This window comes from Posidoniimonas polymericola, from assembly GCF_007859935.1.
Classification (GTDB): Bacteria; Planctomycetota; Planctomycetia; order Pirellulales; family Lacipirellulaceae; genus Posidoniimonas; species Posidoniimonas polymericola.
Genome location: NZ_SJPO01000010.1, coordinates 130,584 through 145,712, shown reverse-complemented (window position 1 = coordinate 145,712; position 15,129 = coordinate 130,584). Strand labels below are relative to the sequence as shown.

Below are 15,129 nucleotides of genomic sequence, written 5' to 3'. Positions count from 1 at the left end.
CTCCCGAGGCGTCGTCCCCGCTGGGGGACGCTGCCTCGACCGCAGGCTTCGGGGCTAACCCAGTCCCTTCTGCCGCACGGCCTGGCGTGGTCGCCAATGACCTGGATCCACCCTAAGTTCGGCTCTGGGGAGCGTCGCTCAAGGGCATTCCGATCCTGCACGCGCCCGCTCTGTACGAACGCGTCTAAGGCAACGTATCGTCTGGTAAAGATGGGGGCGTTAGGTTGTCGCTCGAATTACCACACTTGTCTCACGGCTTGGCCGGCACATCCCGAACGACCGGCGCCACCGGTCAGCTTTGTGTGGTTTCGCCGGTCTACCAGCACGGTTCGCGCTTGAAAAACGGCGTGGCGTTACCCCCAATCCGCGGTCGTTGGTAGCGGTCGTTGCCGCTGGACCGCGTGGCGAGAGATCGCCAAGAAAGAAGAGTCAACGCTGAGATAAGAACCGACGGACGCCGCCGCAAACGGCGTCCAGAGAGAAGAGGGGGGACTCGGCGCCAAGCGCACGCGGCGGCCTGCCGGGCGGACCCACGGGCCGCTGCCAGCGGGACCGGGCCGAGGGCCGCTACTTGGCGGCCTCGTCCTTGCCGCCGAGCTGACGGGCGTCCTCGGTCGAGGTCTCGGCGGCGCGGCGGTTCTCGCGCTGGATCGCCTCGTAGACCTCGCGGCGGTGAACCGGGATCTCTACCGGGGCCTCGATGCCAAGCCGGACCTTGTCGCCACGGACGTCAACGACCGTGATGACGACATTGTCGCCGATGATGATGCTCTCGTCGCGCTGTCTTGATAGGACCAGCATGGGGACTTCCTGTGTTGCGCCAGTCGGCGTTGGGCTTTCTGAGCGGCCGCGCACCAGCGCGTCTGTGCTCCGTCACGTAGCTAGCATCGGCCAGCGGTTTCGGGATACTGTAGCCGACGCCCCCAAGGCCCGTTTATTCCGCCGGCCGGGTTGGCAGCGATTGGAGCCATCTGTTTCGCTGCCGACGCCTATGCCGATTGTCGGAACGGCACCGTCGCGCCCAGCACGTACTGCACGGAGTGGTCGTCCTTGGCGACGACCTGACGGCCCCGACGTGACCCGAGACTGACAACCACCGGGGCCTTCAGGTTCACCACCAGCCCGTCTTCCGACCGGCTGAGGATCACCAGCACTTGCAGCTGCTCGCCATCGGCGGCGGCCAGGTCGGCCACCTCCCGGGCAGAAACCCGCACCTGGTAGTCCGGCACAAACCTGCGCGGGCTCACTACCGCCAGCGCCAGGTCGCGCCGCTCGGCCGACTGCAGCCAGCCGAGGGATTGGTTCTCCGAATCGGCGAGCAGCACCCACTCGCGGCACCCCTCCATGCCGATCAGGCCGTGGGGAAACGTGAGCACGTCGCTCGACTGACATTCAACTGGACCGAATCGGCTGGTGTCTATAACCATAGCTAGCTCCGCGTGGCGGCTGGCAGGGATATGCGTATCTCTCTTCCCGTTTCGGTTGCATCGGCTGTCGGGGTGGAACGGGATGACGGAAATCTCCCCGCGGCGCTAGGCAGAATCCGCAAGCCGCAGCCGCCCCCGCGAGCGCGAACAGTCAGGCAGACCTTGAGGGCGCCCCCCCGGGGCCCTCAAGGCGCCAGCACCCTGCTCCCAAACGGCTCCCAAACGGCTTCTCGCTACAGGAAGTTCAGCACGCTCAACTGCAGCAGGTTGGCGGTCGTCTGCAGCGACGCCTGCAGCGAAAACTGCCGCGCCGTGAAGTCCGAGATCACCTCCGCGATGTCGGCGTCGATCGCCTCGGACAGGGTCGAGCGGAGCTGCACCTCCTCGTCCTCGAGCCGGATCTTCAGCACGTCGAGGTTCTGCAGCCGGGCCCCGACCTCCGACCGCGCAAACGTGGCGCGGTTCAGGTCCTCGTCCAGCTCGGCGTACTCCTCGCCGATGGCGATGGTGTCGTTGTCCTTGAGCGCCTCGCGGAGCCGCAGCAGCGTGTTGAACACGCTCGCCACCTCCTGCGTGTTGCGGTCCTCGGCCTGGACCGACGCACCGGCCGACGTGACCGAGCTCTGCCCGTCGGGCAGGAAACCGAGCCGGTCGGCCAACTCGCCAGAAACCGTGAACTCGTCGGCGTCGTACCCGCCGGTGACCGCCACTGGCGTCGCGGCAACCGCGGCCGCGGGCTGCGTCCCGTCTGCGGCCGTGACCGTGAATCCGGGGACCGACGCGGAGATGTCGGCCGCAATCGTGGCGGTGGTTTCGGTCGCCGAGCCGCCGAGGTCCACCACAATCGTCTTGGGGTCGACGTTTGAATCGTAGACGGTCGACAACCCGCCGGAGCCGCTGTCGATCACCTCGAACTGGAAGTTGTCGTTGCCCGCGGACCCCGATGCGTCCGCCGCAAAGGTGAGCGTGTCCGCCGCGTAGGCGACGTCGACCGTCGCCGGAGCCGCCGGATCGAGGAACCCGATGTCGCTGCCGCCGGTGACCGCCACGCCCGTGGCCGCCAAGGTTGCCGCGGGCTGCGTGCCGTCGGCGGCGGCGACGGTGTAGCCAGCGACCGCCGTGGAGATGTCCGCCGCGATCGTGGCGGTGGTCTCGGTCGTGGAGCCGCCCAGGTCGACCGTGATCGCGCCGGTCCCCGAGTTGTACGTGGTGGACAGCCCCCCCGAGCCAGTGTCCACCACGTCCACGGTAAAGTTTGCATTGCCGGCCGCGCCGGGCGCGTCGGCAGAGAAGGTGAGCGTGTCGGCGGCGAACGCGAGGCCGCCCGACGCGGTGGTCGCCGGGTCGGCCCGGCTCAGCACCAGGCCGTTGCCCACCGTGGCGAGCGAGGCGACCACGGCTCCGCCGGCGCCGCCGTCGACCACCGGCCCGTTGATCCGGTCGATTAGGTCCTGCACCGTGGCGATGCCGATCGGGTCGATCTCGAAGGTGGTCTCGACGCCCTGGTCGGTGACCGAGATAGTGAGGTTGTTGGCGTTGCGGGTAGCGGCGTCGTTGACGCCCTCGATAACTGCGCCGCGGCCGCGGTTGAACTCGTCCAGCCGCGAGGTGTAGGTGTAGGTGCGGATCCCGAGGTCCTCGGCCAGCGTGCCGCCGTTCTCGCCGATCGTAAAGTCGGCCCCCGAGCGGCGCGACCGCACGTCGATGCCGTCGGCGTCGGCGTTGATCTGCGCCGACAGGCCGTACTCCGGCTGGTTGAGGATGTTGACAAGGTCCTCGATGGTCTCGGCGGCCGACGTGTCGATCACCACCTCGCCCAGCCCGTTGGTCAGCCGCAGCCCGGCTGCCAGGTCCAGCGAGCTGCCGCTGCCGCCGCTCGTGGCGTCGACGAACGTCTGCGGCACGACAAAGCCGAGGCCGGCCTGCTGCGACGACGTGGCGCCGAAGTAGTCGACCGCCGCCTCGAACGGAACCGACGCGTCGGAGTTGATCAGATCGACCACGTCCTGCGCACGGGTCACGCCGGTCTCGACCGTGACGGTCAGCTCCGGCGGCGGGCCGGCCGAGTAGACCGCGGTCTCCCCGCCCGACGGCGCGCCCCCCGCGACGATCACGTCGACGCCGTCGAACTCGGCGCCGTTGGAGGTCGCCCGCAGCTTGATCCCGGCGTTAGTCACGCCGAGGTTGATCCGCCCGGTCGCCTTCGTGCCGCCCAGGTCGCTGAGCTGCGAGGTCTTCCGCAGGCTTGGGTTGACGTCGTCGCCGAACGGGGTGAGCACCTGGGCGTCCTGCCGGATGCCGAGCTCCTGCGCCGTGCGGCCGCCCGACACCTCGACGATCGCCAGCCCGCCCGGCCCCGGGTTCACCCGCAGGCCGTCCCCCTCGACGTCGACCGTGATGCCCGAGCCGGAGGGCGCGCCCTCCTCGATCATCCGCGCGACGTCGCCCAGGGTGTGGGCCGCGCTGAGGTCGACCACGTAGGAGTTGAGACCGATCGAGAGCTGCACCGCCCCGTTCGGGGCGACCCCGGCGCCGCCGTTCAGCTGGCTCAGGTAGGTCTTCTCCGAGACCTGCAGGTCGAGGTCGACCGACCCCCGCACCGCGTCGGACATCCCGCCGAAGATCTCCGCCCCCGAGACGTTCGTGTCGAACAGCCGCCCGATCTCGACGTGCGACTGCAGGTTGGCCTCGTTGCCGCGGTACTCGATGAAGTTGCCGGCAAAGTTGAACGGCTCCTCGAGCGCCCGGGTTCCGCCGAACAAGAACGTGTCCTGGTACTGCGAGTTGGCGAAGTGCGTCAGCGATTCGATCGCCTGGTTGATCTCCTGGATCACCGCTTTGCGTTCGTTGTCCGTCGCGACGGTGTCGATCACGGGCAGCGTGCTGCCGCGGACGCTGTTGATCACCTCCGACACCTGGTTAAGCGAACCCTCCGCGACCGTCAGCTTGGCCGACGCCGACGAGATGTTAATCTGCAGCTGGTCCTTCCGCTCGATGGTCCGCTGCAGGGTGATCGCCCGCACGGCGGCGCCCGGGTCGTCGCTGGGGAGGAAGATCCGGCGGCCGGTGCTGAGCTGGTTCTGCAGCCGCAGCAGGTCGACCTGGTCGGACTGGATCTGCTGCACGAGCCGGGTCCGCGACAGGTAGTCGCTGGTCCGGGTGGTCGGGATGGGGAGGATAGCGGCCATGGTCGGCGCGTTCTAATTGTGTTTGTATGGGGTTCGCCTGTGGGCAGCCCACCCCGCCAGGGGCAGGACCACCCCGGCTAAATGTTCACCAAAATATCGAGCATCTCGCTGATGGTCTGGACCAGCCGGGCATTCGCCTGATAGGTGCGCTGCAGCTGGATCATGTTGATCGCCTCCTCGTCGATATTGACGCCGGAGATCGCCTGCTCCTCGCCCTGCAGGGTGGCCTCGAAGACTTTGAGCCCGTCGGATACGCTCGAGGCGATCGTCGCGCCGGTCACGACCTCGTTGATCAACTCGTCGTACTGGTCGGCCAGCGACGCGCCGCCCAGCACGTCCAGCTCGCGATCGAAGAACGCCGAAAGCTGCAGGGCGTTGTCGTTGCCCTCGGTCTCGCCGTCCCGGGCGGCCGCGAACTTGGCCGCGTTCGCCACGCCGTCCAGCTCCTGGTTGACATTGATCGACCGCGCGTCCGAGCCGGTGAAGAATGTGTTGAGCCCCAGCGCAGCCAGCACGCCGCTGCTGTCGTCGGCGAAGGCGAACGTGGTGTCGCGGGCGTCGGCCGCGAGCGACAACCGGCCCACGTTGTCGACGCTGGCCCTGATGCCCGAGATGCGGTCGAGCTGCGCGGCCAACGTGGTGAGGGAGGAATCGCCGTCGATGCCGTTGAGGTCGACGTTGATGTCGGTCACGTCGGTCGAGACCGTGCCGTCCGCCCCCTCGGTGTAGACCAGCAGCTGGAACGAGCCGTTGACCGGCGTGAAGTCGAGGCCCGCCTCGTCGAGCACGGCGTCGGGGTCGGAGACGCCGTTCACCGAGGTCAGCGTATCGAATCCGATCGCGCCCTGGCCCTGCGAGTAGACCTTGTTGAACTCGTTGATTAGGGTCGCGGCAAACGCGTCCACGCTGTCGACAAACGAGCCGACAATCTCGTCCCGTGCGGTCGTCAGGCCGAACACCTCGCCGCCCGATAGGTTGAGCGTCTTGTTGTTGTCCTCAAACTTGATGGTGGTGGTGTTGAGCCCGTCGCCCGACTCCGTGACGGCCTTCACGTCACGACGCAGCGCGTCGAATACCAGGAAGTCGCCGCCCACCGAAACGTTGAGTGAGCCGTTGGGCTGCTCGGCGGAGGTGATGTCGACCAGCTCGGCGAGCCGGCTCACCGCCGCGTTGCGTTCGGACCGCAGGCCGCCCGCCTCGCTCGCCGAGGCGGAGCCCCCCTCGCTGGTCGCGATCCGCAGGTTGAGCACCCGGATCCGCTCGGACAGCTGATTGATCTCTTCGGCGGCGTTGCCCAGCCGCGTGTCGAGCTCGTTGCGGACGTCCACCGCGCGGGTCGACAGCCGGCGCAGGTCCGAGGCGAGCGTCTTGCCCTTGCCGATCACCAGGTTGCGGGCCGAGATGTCGGCCGGCGCGTCCGCGATGCCGTCGATCGAGTTGAAGAAGCCGGTCAGGCCGGTGCTGAGGTCGGTGTCGGTGAGCTCGTTGAGCAGCGACTCGAGGTCGGCGTAGGCCTTGCTCTGCACCTCGGCGCCCGCGCGGTCGGACGCCGCGTTGCGGGTCCGCTCGGAGAGGAAGCGGTCGACCTTCTGGACGATCGCGTCGATCTCGACGCCCAGCCCCAGCGTCAGCCGGCCAAACTTCTGCACCGGCGCAGGCGAGTACACCACCTCCTCGCGAATGAACCCGGGGGTGTTCGCGTTGGCGATGTTGTTGCCGACAACGTGCAGGCCGATCTGCGTGGCCTGCAGCGCGTTGCTAGCAATCTGTAGTGACCCGAACAGGGACATTGGCTAGGCCGGCAAGTAGGTGAAGCCGTGAGTGAGTGAGTAAAGGCCGAAAGTGAGTCAAGCTGGGCGGGCAATCCCCCACTGCCCCGTGGGCGCCTAGACCGCCTGGTCGACCAGCGTGCCGCCCTTAGCGGTAGGAGATTCCTTACCATATGTCGGCCGCATCCGACCCCCGGTGGCAATAATCTCCGTCATCTGCGACAGGTGCAGCAGCGACCGCTGCACCAGCACCCAATTGGCGAGGCTCTGGTGCTGCAACAGTCGCGACTGCCGCCGCGCGTCGCGGATGTCGGGTCGCAGCCGCTGGCGGCTCTCGCTCGGCAGCGCGCCGGCGAGGGTCTCGAGCGAACGCGACGGCATCCCTACGCCCTCGGCCTCGTCGAGCAGCCGCTGGCGTTGCTGGCAGCATCCCTGCAGCCGCGCGACGAGCTTGGCCTCGTCGGCGTGCAATTGATTCAGACCGTCGCTGTCGCGGGCGGCGACCAGCTCGCGCTTCTTTGACAGCAGCGACAGCAGCTCGCGCTGCGTCTGCATCAGCTCCGAGAGCAGCCCCGCGATGCGGTCGCCCCACTCGGGCGTTTCCTGAAGTCCGGTCGGCTCTGCCGTGGCGATGTCCATAACTGTCCTGCGTGTTCGACGGGGCCCGCTGGTCGGGCGCCGCTGACGGTCGTCCTGGGTGAGAATCAGATACGGCGGAGCGCCGCAAGTTGGTCCAATCCGCTAGCCGGCCGCCCACTGGTCGCCTGCCCGCCGTTCGGCAGCACGCCGGTCTGCTGGTTGCTGGTCGACCGGCTGCTCAACGACTGCTCGTGCTGGCGAAGAATCTCGGCGTGCTCAGGGAACTGCCGCTCGAACATGCCGTCGGCCAGGCTGTGGCCGTTCGACTCGCACATCTTGTCGGCGATGGTCTGGTCGAGCTGCCCACGGAACACCTCTTCCGCGCGGCCGCCGTCAAAGTAGGCCGGCTTGCCAACCGTCTGCCGCATCGACTTGAGCATCTGGGCGTAGAAGGTCTTGCCGACGAAGTCGGTGAACGCCTGCTTGGTTTCCTTGGCGGCCTCGAGCTGGTCGGGCGAGCCCGACGCCAGTCCGGACGCCGGCAGCGGCGCCCTGCCTTGCGTGGCCGCGATCGGGATCTGTGCTGATGGGATGTTCATGGGGTCCGTCCTGGGAACGCCTGTGTCGGGGCCGGGTTGGCGGCTACTCGATAATCAGCTTGCCGTGCAGCTTGCCGTTACGCTCGATGCCCTTGATGATCTCGATGATGTCGCCGGCCGGCACCCGCAGGTCCTGCATCGCGTCGACCAGCGACTGCAGCTTGGCCGATCCCGAACCGCCCTGAGAGTAGGCGTCGGGGTCGATCTTCTCGAATTTGGCGATCGCGGCCGGGTTGGCCTCGATGGTCAGGTTGCGGTGCGTGACGACCACGTCGCCGATGCCGACGTCGCCGCTGATCACGATCGACTTGGCCCGGGGGTTCACCACCACGCGGGCCTCGGGTTCGACGTTGTACACGCCTAGCTCCATGAGCTGCGCGACGAACGTGACCGGGTCGTTGCGGTAGACCTCGGGGATCTGCACGCGGATGTTGCTGGCGTTTTCGACCCGCACCAGCGTGGCGAGCAGGTCTTCGTCCTGGCTGACCTGGTCCTGCATGAAGTTGTCGCGGTACATGTTCTGGATCAGCTCGCCAACCGTCTGGGCGACGTTGAAGTCGGCGTGGTGGCGGTCGAGCACCAGCGTGACGTAGCCGTCCTTCTCAAACTCGGTCCGCACGTCCTGCTGCATCTGGCAGCCGCCGTGGATGCGGGCGACCATCGGCTGCTCCGCGTCCTCGACCACCAGCTGGCCTTGGCAGAGGGCGTACACCCGGTGGTCCTGCGTGTTGGGGCCCTGCAGGGTGGAGAACGCCAGGCGGCCCCCCTTCAGGCTCTTGCCGTTGATGGCGCTGACGAAGCAGTCGAGCTGGTCGCCACGGCGGGACCCGGCCGCGGGCACGGTCGCCGTGACGTACACCAGCGCCGCGTTCTTGATCTTCTTGAGCTCCTCGAGCGACTCCGCGTCGGCCCGGCCGGTGGTGGAGACCGGGCTGCCCATGATCTCCATCGCGCTGGACAGCGCCCGCATGGTCTGCAGGTCGCCCGCCTCGCCGGTGCCGTTCAGGCCGACCACGAGGCCGAGGCCCCGCAGGGTGTTCTCTTCCTGGCCCTTCACGTGGCAGATGTTCCGCAGCTCGGTGCGGCCGACGGCCAACGCCAGCTGCGGCGCCAGGGCGAGCAGGACAATCGGCAGGATGAAGTTGGTCTTGGCGGACATGAGCGTGACGTGGGTGAGGAGTTGTGTCGTGTGTGTGGCGTTAAATGGCGTGGTGCTTGCTCCACCACCAGCCGAGCCAGCCGGGGGCGTAGCTGTTGCGGACCTGCCCGCGTTCCTTCTTGTCGATCCGCAGGTCGGTGATGGCGTCGCTGCGGACAACGCGGTCGGGGCCGATCGACTGGCGGCTCACCTCGCCGGTGAGCGAGGTCATCCACACCTCGTCGTTCGCCTGGATGGTGCGGTGGGCCTCGATGATCAGGTTGCCGTTGGGGCGGATGTCGACAACTTTGGCCGCGATGCGGAACGTCATCGAGTCGATCTGACTCAGGTCGCCCTCGGCCCGGTAGATGCTGTTGAGCGAGCCCTGGATGGCGGGGTCGCCCCGCGACTGCGGGCCCTTGAAGATGCTCTTGCCGTCGAAGCCGATCCACTCGGCCAGCACCGCGTTGATGCTGGTGGTCTTGCGGCTCTCGGCGTCGCCTTCGCTGTTGACGTTCGCCCGGTAGTCGACCAGCACGGTGATGATGTCCTCCTTCTTCAGCTCGCGGGCGCGGGCCTCGGGGGAGAGCGGCTGGTACATGAACGAGCTGTTCTGCAGCGTCAGCGCCTGCTGCTGCCCCTCGGCGCCGATCGAGCTCTTGTAGAGCAGCGTGCCCTCCTGGGCCGAGCAGTCGCCGTCCGCCAGGCAGGCGAGCACGAACAGCAGCGTGAGTGCGGTCTTCAGGGTGTTCATCGGAGCCTCAGCGTTTCTAGGTTCTCGGCGACCGCTTGCATCTCGGCCCCGCCGACCGTCAGCACGGCCAGCCGGCCACGGCCCACGACGCGGGCCTGCAAGCGTTCGCGGCTGTCGAGGGTCTCGACCTCAATGATGTCGCCCAGCCGGCCCTCGGTGCGGGCCTTGGCCTGGGTGCGGACACGGATAGCGCCCCGGCCGGAGCTGACGCTCACCAGGGCGTTGCGTTGGACCATTACCGGCGGCAGGCAGTTGCCGTCGGTCAGCACGTCGCCTGCCCGCAGCCCGGTGATCGCTTCCTTGCCGAGGACCTCGTCCAGGCTCGAAGCGACCGACTCGACCCCGCGGGGGCGGAAGTCGGTCGGCAGCGGGGCGATGTGCACGTCGGCCGCGGTGACGACCATGCCGCGCGGGACGTCGCGGCGGGCGATGACCGCCGGGCGGGCCTCGACGATGTTGGCCAGCACCGGGAACTTGACCTCGCCCTGCTCGCCGGTGAACGAGAGCACGAACCGCTGACGCCCAACCCGCAGCGCGGTCGAGGCCGTGATCCGCAGCTCGCCGCGGTTGGCGGCCAGCGTCATCGCGTTGTGCTCCTTGAGCTCAACGCCGGTCACGTAGAGCATGCCGTCGGCGGTCTCGGTCTGCACAAACTCGGTGAGCTGCTGTGTGAGCGACTCGTTCAGCTGCTCGAGCCGCCGCGAGGACAGCCGCAGCCGCCGCGGGGCAGTAACCTTGCGGTCGGCGGGGGCGGCCGGGCTGCTCGCCCCACGGAAGCCGGTCTGCGGCTGGCTGGCGAGCGGCGCGGTGGGCTGCGGAGCGGCCTCGGCTTCGATTTCTTCTGTCGTGACGCCGGCCGAGATCCGCGACGAGACCAGCGTCTCGCTGGCGCCGCGGAAACGCAGGCCGGACAGGTCGACGCCATGGGCGGCTAGCAACTCGCGGACGCCCTGCGAGCGGAGCACCTGCTGCTGACCCGGCGCCGGCGACGGCATCAGGGCGATGCGACCGAGGGCTTCGATCTCGGCCGGGCCGGCGTTCAGGATCGCCGCGACGTCCTCAACGCGGACCACACCGGTCTTCGGCTGGGCGTGCTCCAGCAGGTGCAGGTCCGCGGCGCCGGCCGACGCGGTCAGCGTCAGCAGCGCGAGGCCGATCGAGTTGAAGAAGCGAGCAAGCATGATTGGTCGTTAGGAGTCAGTTCCGTGGCGGGCGGCTAGCGATTAACCCCGACGCAGGTTCGCGACGATCTGCATCACCTGGTCGCCGGCCTGCACGACCTGCGAGTTGAGCTCGAAAGCCCGCTGCGTGGTGATCAGGTCGATCAGCTCGGTGACCGGCTCGACGTTCGAGGCCTCGAGCGAGCCCTGCCGCAGGATGCCGACGCCCTGCTGGCCGGGGGTGAGGCCGCTCTGGGCGTTGCCCGACGCGTCGGACGCCTTGAACAGGTTGTCTCCCAGCTTGATCAGGCCGTCCGGGTTGATGAACGTGGTCAGCGTGATGTTGCCCGCGGTCGACAGCGTGGGGGAACCCGCCGTGCTGTACTGCACGGTGCCGTCGTTCGACACCACAACGTCGATCGCCTCGGCCGGGATGTTGATGTTCGGGTTCATCCGGTAACCATTGTTGGCCGAGCCGAGCACCAGGTCACCGTTGGCGTTGATGCCGAAATTGCCGGCGCGGGTGTACTGCTGCTCACCATTGGGGCCAGTCACCTCGAAGAAGCCGTTGCCCTCAATGGCGAAGTCGAGCTGGTTGCCGGTCTGCTGGAAGGCGCCCTGGTCGAAGTCGGCCTGCATGCTGCTAACCCGCACGCCGAGGCCGACGTCGATGCCGGTCGAGGTGATGTTGCCGTCCGAGTCCAGCGCGCCCGGCAGCTTGTGCTGGCGGTAGAACAGGTCCTCGAAGTTCGCCCGGTCCTTCTTAAAGCCGGTCGTGTTGATGTTCGCCATATTATTGGCGATGACGTCGAGCTTCGTCTCGAGGGCTTCCATGCCCGTCGCGGCGGTGTAAAGGGTTTGAACACTCATGGGACTTGTCTGCGACTAGGTTTGATTGGTGACCAGTAGCGGCCGGGCGTTAGCTCCGCAGCACACGGCCGATCAGCGAGCTCATCATGCTGTCTTGGTTCTGGATCATCTTGGCGTTCGCCTCGAACGCGCGAGAGGTCTCGATCAGCGACATCATCTCGGTAGTCGAGTTGGCGCCCGACATCTCGAGGTAGCCCGAGCGGACCTCGCGGCCGGCGGCCTCAACGGGCAGGGCCTCGCCGCGGGAGCGGAACAGGTTGGCGCCAACCTTGTTCAAGAGGTCGAGCGACTCGGGCTGCACGATCGCCAGTGGGGTGGCCGTGCCGTCCTGTTCGATCTCGCCGGTGCGGGTCAGCCGCCAGTCCTGCTCTGGGTTGAGCTGGATCGGGGCCCCGCCAGCGCTCAGCACCGCACGCTGGCCGTCGGCGGTCGTGAGCGTCCCGTTGGCGTTGATGCTGAAGTTGCCCGCCCGCGTCAGCAGGGCCTCGCCGTCGGGCCCGGCGACCTGGAAGAATCCGTTGCCGATGATGGCCATGTCGGTGGCGCCGCCGGTCCGCTGCAGCTGGCCGGGGGCGTAGCTCGTGACGGTCTCGTTGACCTTCACCCCGCCGCCGACGTCGGTCAGCTCGCGGGAACCGGGCATGGCCGTGCCACGCTGAATCGCCTCGGCGAAGCGGGACTGGAAGGTCGCCACGTCGGGCTTGAAGCCGACCGTGTTGACGTTGGCCATATTGTTGGCCAGGACTTCCAGACGCTGGCTCTGAGCCTTGGCGCCCTCTGCCGAGATGTACAGCCCGTAAGGCATGGTGTTTGGTTTGCTAGCAGGTGTGCCCCCCTGCCAACGGCATCTCCCTTAGGCAACCGCCGTGCCAAACAAAGTCGCTTGCTAATCCCCGCGAAAACAAGCCGACGCCGCCCTCGTCGGCAGATCAGGCCGCGCAGAATCTGCCGGAGCGCCGGTGCTAGCGGCAGTTTCTGCCCCCGCGTACCGCTGAGGTTCCCCTCAACTTGAGCCCTCACATTGACGACACTTATTTCGTGTATTAAGATTCCGGTAAATCGATTCGCATTTCGTCATCCGACCGGACGACCCCCGCATGAGCGTTGGAAAGCCGCGAGCTCCCGATCCGAACGCCCCGACGAGCCACCGGTGGACCTTCCTCACGAATCACGCCCACGTGCTGATTCAGCTGAAGCTGGAGCCGGGGCTGGTTCTGCGGGAAGTCGCCGACAGGGTAGGGATTACCGAACGCGCCGTACAACGTATTGTCCAGGAGCTGGAAGACGAAGGTTTTCTGGAGCGGAAGCGGGTCGGCCGCCGGAACCAGTACCGCGTGATGGTCGACCGGCACCTCCGCCACCCGATCGAAGCCCACTGCGAGGTTGGCGACCTACTGAAGCTCGTCGCCAGGAAGCCTGCCGGGCCGCAGTCGACCCCCTGACCACGAGACCGGCCCCGCCAACGATTCCCCAAGGTTCCCACCCCCGTGACGAAGCTAACCGAAACCCCGACTGGCATGAGCCTGGCCGCCGTGCTGGTGCGTCTGTGCCGAGAGTGCGGCGTCGACATTGAGATGCTGCGCGCCGAGCAGATTACCCGCGAGGCCCGCGAGGCGTGGCCCGGCGACGAGGCCGAGCAGTGGAGCACGTGGCTCGCAGAGAGCTGCGAGAGCGTGCACCTGCGCGCGCGGCGGGTGCGGTTGTCGGCGGGCGAGGCGGTGCAGCTGGCCGCCGACGGCGCGAAGTTGGCCGGCGGCTACACGGCGGCCGACGGGCTGCGGGTCGTGGTGGGCGGCGGCCGCAATGGGCTGATGATCGCCAATGGGCCGTTCGAGTCGACGCGGCTGGCGGCGAGCGACGAGCCGTTGGGCTGGGGAGACGAGTCCAACGGCCAAGGCGCCCCGTCGGCGCCCGAGTGGGTCGTGGTCGAGCACCCCGAGCTGACCAGCGTCGACAGCGGCGAAGACCTTCACCACCGCCCGGTCGCGCGGCTGCTGAAGATCGTGCGGCCCGAGTGGTCGGACATCTGGATGCTGATCGTGTTCGCGTTGTTCGCGGGCGTGCTCAACCTCGCCACGCCGCTGGCGGTCGAGTCGCTCGTCAACACGGTCGCCTTCGGCACGCTGCTGCAGCCGGTGCTGATCATCGCGCTCTTGCTGTTCGGGTTCTTATCGTTCGCGGCGTTGATGAAGGCGATGCAGACCTACGTCGCGGAGATCATCCAGCGGCGGCTGTTCGCCCGAGTGGCGGCCGACCTGGCCTACCGCCTGCCGCGGGTCGAGACCCACTCCCTCACCCACAGCTACGGCCCGGAGCTGGTCAACCGGTTCCTGGACGTCGTGACGCTGCAGAAGGTGGTGGCCAACCTGCTGCTCGACGGCGTCAGCATCGTGCTGGCGACCCTGGTCGGCATGGCGGTGCTGGCGTTCTACCACCCGTGGCTGCTCGGCTTCGACCTGCTCTTGATGCTGGTGATCGGGGTCGGCGTGCTGGCGCTCGGCAGGGGCGGCATCGACTCGGGCATCGACGAGTCGAAGCACAAGTACGGGCTGACCGCCTGGTTCGAGGACGTGATCCGCTGCCAGAACGCGTTCAAGGCAGACGGCGGGCCGTCCTTCGCGTTCGACCGCGCCAACCAGCTCACCGCCAAGTACCTCAAGTCGCGGCAGACCCACTTCCGCATCCTGTTCCGGCAGATCCTGTTCATCCTGACGCTGCAGGCGGTGGCCGGCACGGTGCTGCTGGGCGTCGGCGGCTGGCTGGTGATCCAGCAGCAGCTCTCGCTCGGCCAGCTGGTCGCGGCGGAGCTGATCGTCACGACGATCCTGGCGTCCCTCGCCAAGCTCGGCAAGCACCTCGAGGGCTTCTACGACGTCGTCGCCGCGGTCGATAAGCTCGGCTACCTGTTCGACCTCGAGACCGAGCAACCCTCTGGCATGACCAGCGAGCTGCGGACCGGTCGCGGCTTGCCGGTGGAGATGCTGAGCGTCCGCGCGGCCACGGGCGAGTGCCTCGCCAGCCACGGCCTGAGCGTGAGTGTCGAGCCCGGCGAGCGGGTCGCGGTGGTCGGCGCCGCCGGCAGCGGCAAGTCGACGCTCGCGAGGATCCTCTACGGCCTCGAGGCGCCCACGGCGGGCCGCGTCGAGATCGGCGGCTGTGACCCGACCGACCTGCGGCACGACATCCTGCGGTCGGCGGTCGGCCTGGTCGCCGAAGGTGAGTTCTTCGACGGCAGCGTCCTGGAAAATGTCCGCCTGGGCCGACCGGCGGTCACCACCAGCCACGTGCGTTCAGCGCTCGAGCAAGTCGGCCTGCTCGAGTCGGTGCTCGCCCTGCCGGACGGCGTGGACCACCGGCTGCTGCCCAACGGCCTGCCGCTTTCCGGCAACCAGCAGCGGCTGCTGATGCTCGCCCGGGGGATCGCCGGCGGGCACGAGCTGCTGGTAATCGACGGCGTGCTCGACCCGCTTCCGGACGAGCAGCTCGACCGGGCGATCGCGGTGCTGCAGTCGGCGGACCGCGCGTGGACCGTCATCGTGCTGACCGCTAAGCGGTCGATCGCGGAACGATTCGATCGGCACTTCTCGCTGCGGAAGCGTCAGTCGGCCTAACCAAGGCCCCCCTCATTTCACGGCGCGACGAACA

The 15,129-nt window shown here is 67.8% G+C and carries 13 protein-coding genes; 2 read left to right on the top strand and 11 right to left on the bottom strand.

Annotation, left to right across the window (positions count from 1 at the left end; translation table 11 throughout):
• Positions 1 to 567 precede the first annotated feature (567 nt).
• From csrA to Pla123a_RS19100, 11 genes are all read right to left on the bottom strand, one after another.
• Positions 568 to 801, bottom strand: coding sequence for a carbon storage regulator CsrA (gene csrA / locus Pla123a_RS19150; RefSeq protein ID WP_146565221.1), 234 nt, complete (start codon positions 799 to 801; stop codon positions 568 to 570).
• Between the two features lie 188 nt (positions 802 to 989).
• Positions 990 to 1,427: a flagellar assembly protein FliW gene (gene fliW, locus Pla123a_RS19145; protein WP_146589962.1), complete on the bottom strand. Its 438-nt coding sequence runs from the start codon at positions 1,425 to 1,427 to the stop codon at positions 990 to 992.
• A gap of 233 nt (positions 1,428 to 1,660) precedes the next feature.
• A complete protein-coding gene (gene flgL / locus Pla123a_RS19140; RefSeq protein WP_146589960.1) occupies positions 1,661 to 4,615 on the bottom strand; it encodes a flagellar hook-associated protein FlgL in 2,955 nt (984 codons plus the stop codon).
• 77 nt (positions 4,616 to 4,692) lie between these two features.
• Positions 4,693 to 6,405, bottom strand: coding sequence for a flagellar hook-associated protein FlgK (flgK, locus tag Pla123a_RS19135; RefSeq protein WP_146589958.1), 1,713 nt, complete (start codon positions 6,403 to 6,405; stop codon positions 4,693 to 4,695).
• 96 nt (positions 6,406 to 6,501) lie between these two features.
• Positions 6,502 to 7,023, bottom strand: a complete 522-nt coding sequence (gene flgN, locus Pla123a_RS19130) for a flagellar export chaperone FlgN (RefSeq protein ID WP_146589956.1) — start codon at positions 7,021 to 7,023, stop codon at positions 6,502 to 6,504.
• A gap of 65 nt (positions 7,024 to 7,088) precedes the next feature.
• Positions 7,089 to 7,562, bottom strand: coding sequence for a rod-binding protein (locus Pla123a_RS19125; RefSeq protein WP_146589954.1), 474 nt, complete (start codon positions 7,560 to 7,562; stop codon positions 7,089 to 7,091).
• Positions 7,563 to 7,605: 43 nt separating this feature from the next.
• The gene (locus Pla123a_RS19120; protein WP_146589952.1) at positions 7,606 to 8,721 is read right to left on the bottom strand and encodes a flagellar basal body P-ring protein FlgI; all 1,116 of its coding nucleotides are present in this window, start codon (positions 8,719 to 8,721) and stop codon (positions 7,606 to 7,608) included.
• 40 nt (positions 8,722 to 8,761) lie between these two features.
• Entirely contained in the window at positions 8,762 to 9,454 is a 693-nt protein-coding gene (locus Pla123a_RS19115; protein ID WP_146589950.1) for a flagellar basal body L-ring protein FlgH, read from the bottom strand.
• A complete protein-coding gene (gene flgA, locus Pla123a_RS19110) occupies positions 9,451 to 10,635 on the bottom strand; it encodes a flagellar basal body P-ring formation chaperone FlgA (protein ID WP_146589948.1) in 1,185 nt (394 codons plus the stop codon). Before flgA ends, Pla123a_RS19115 begins: the two co-directional genes overlap by 4 nt.
• Before the next feature lie 42 nt (positions 10,636 to 10,677).
• Positions 10,678 to 11,484, bottom strand: a complete 807-nt coding sequence (gene flgG / locus Pla123a_RS19105) for a flagellar basal-body rod protein FlgG (protein ID WP_146589946.1) — start codon at positions 11,482 to 11,484, stop codon at positions 10,678 to 10,680.
• A gap of 49 nt (positions 11,485 to 11,533) precedes the next feature.
• On the bottom strand, positions 11,534 to 12,289 hold the full coding sequence (locus Pla123a_RS19100; RefSeq protein WP_146589944.1) for a flagellar hook-basal body protein: 756 nt from the start codon (positions 12,287 to 12,289) through the stop codon (positions 11,534 to 11,536).
• A 292-nt stretch (positions 12,290 to 12,581) separates the two neighbouring features.
• On the opposite strand from Pla123a_RS19100, the gene Pla123a_RS19095 reads away from it, so the two are divergent.
• Together Pla123a_RS19095 and Pla123a_RS19090 are read left to right on the top strand one after the other, a co-directional pair.
• Entirely contained in the window at positions 12,582 to 12,926 is a 345-nt protein-coding gene (locus Pla123a_RS19095; protein ID WP_146589942.1) for a helix-turn-helix transcriptional regulator, read from the top strand.
• Between the two features lie 45 nt (positions 12,927 to 12,971).
• Complete coding sequence (locus Pla123a_RS19090; RefSeq protein WP_146589940.1) at positions 12,972 to 15,095, top strand: peptidase domain-containing ABC transporter; 2,124 nt, start codon at positions 12,972 to 12,974, stop codon at positions 15,093 to 15,095.
• The last annotated feature ends 34 nt before the right edge of the window (positions 15,096 to 15,129 follow it).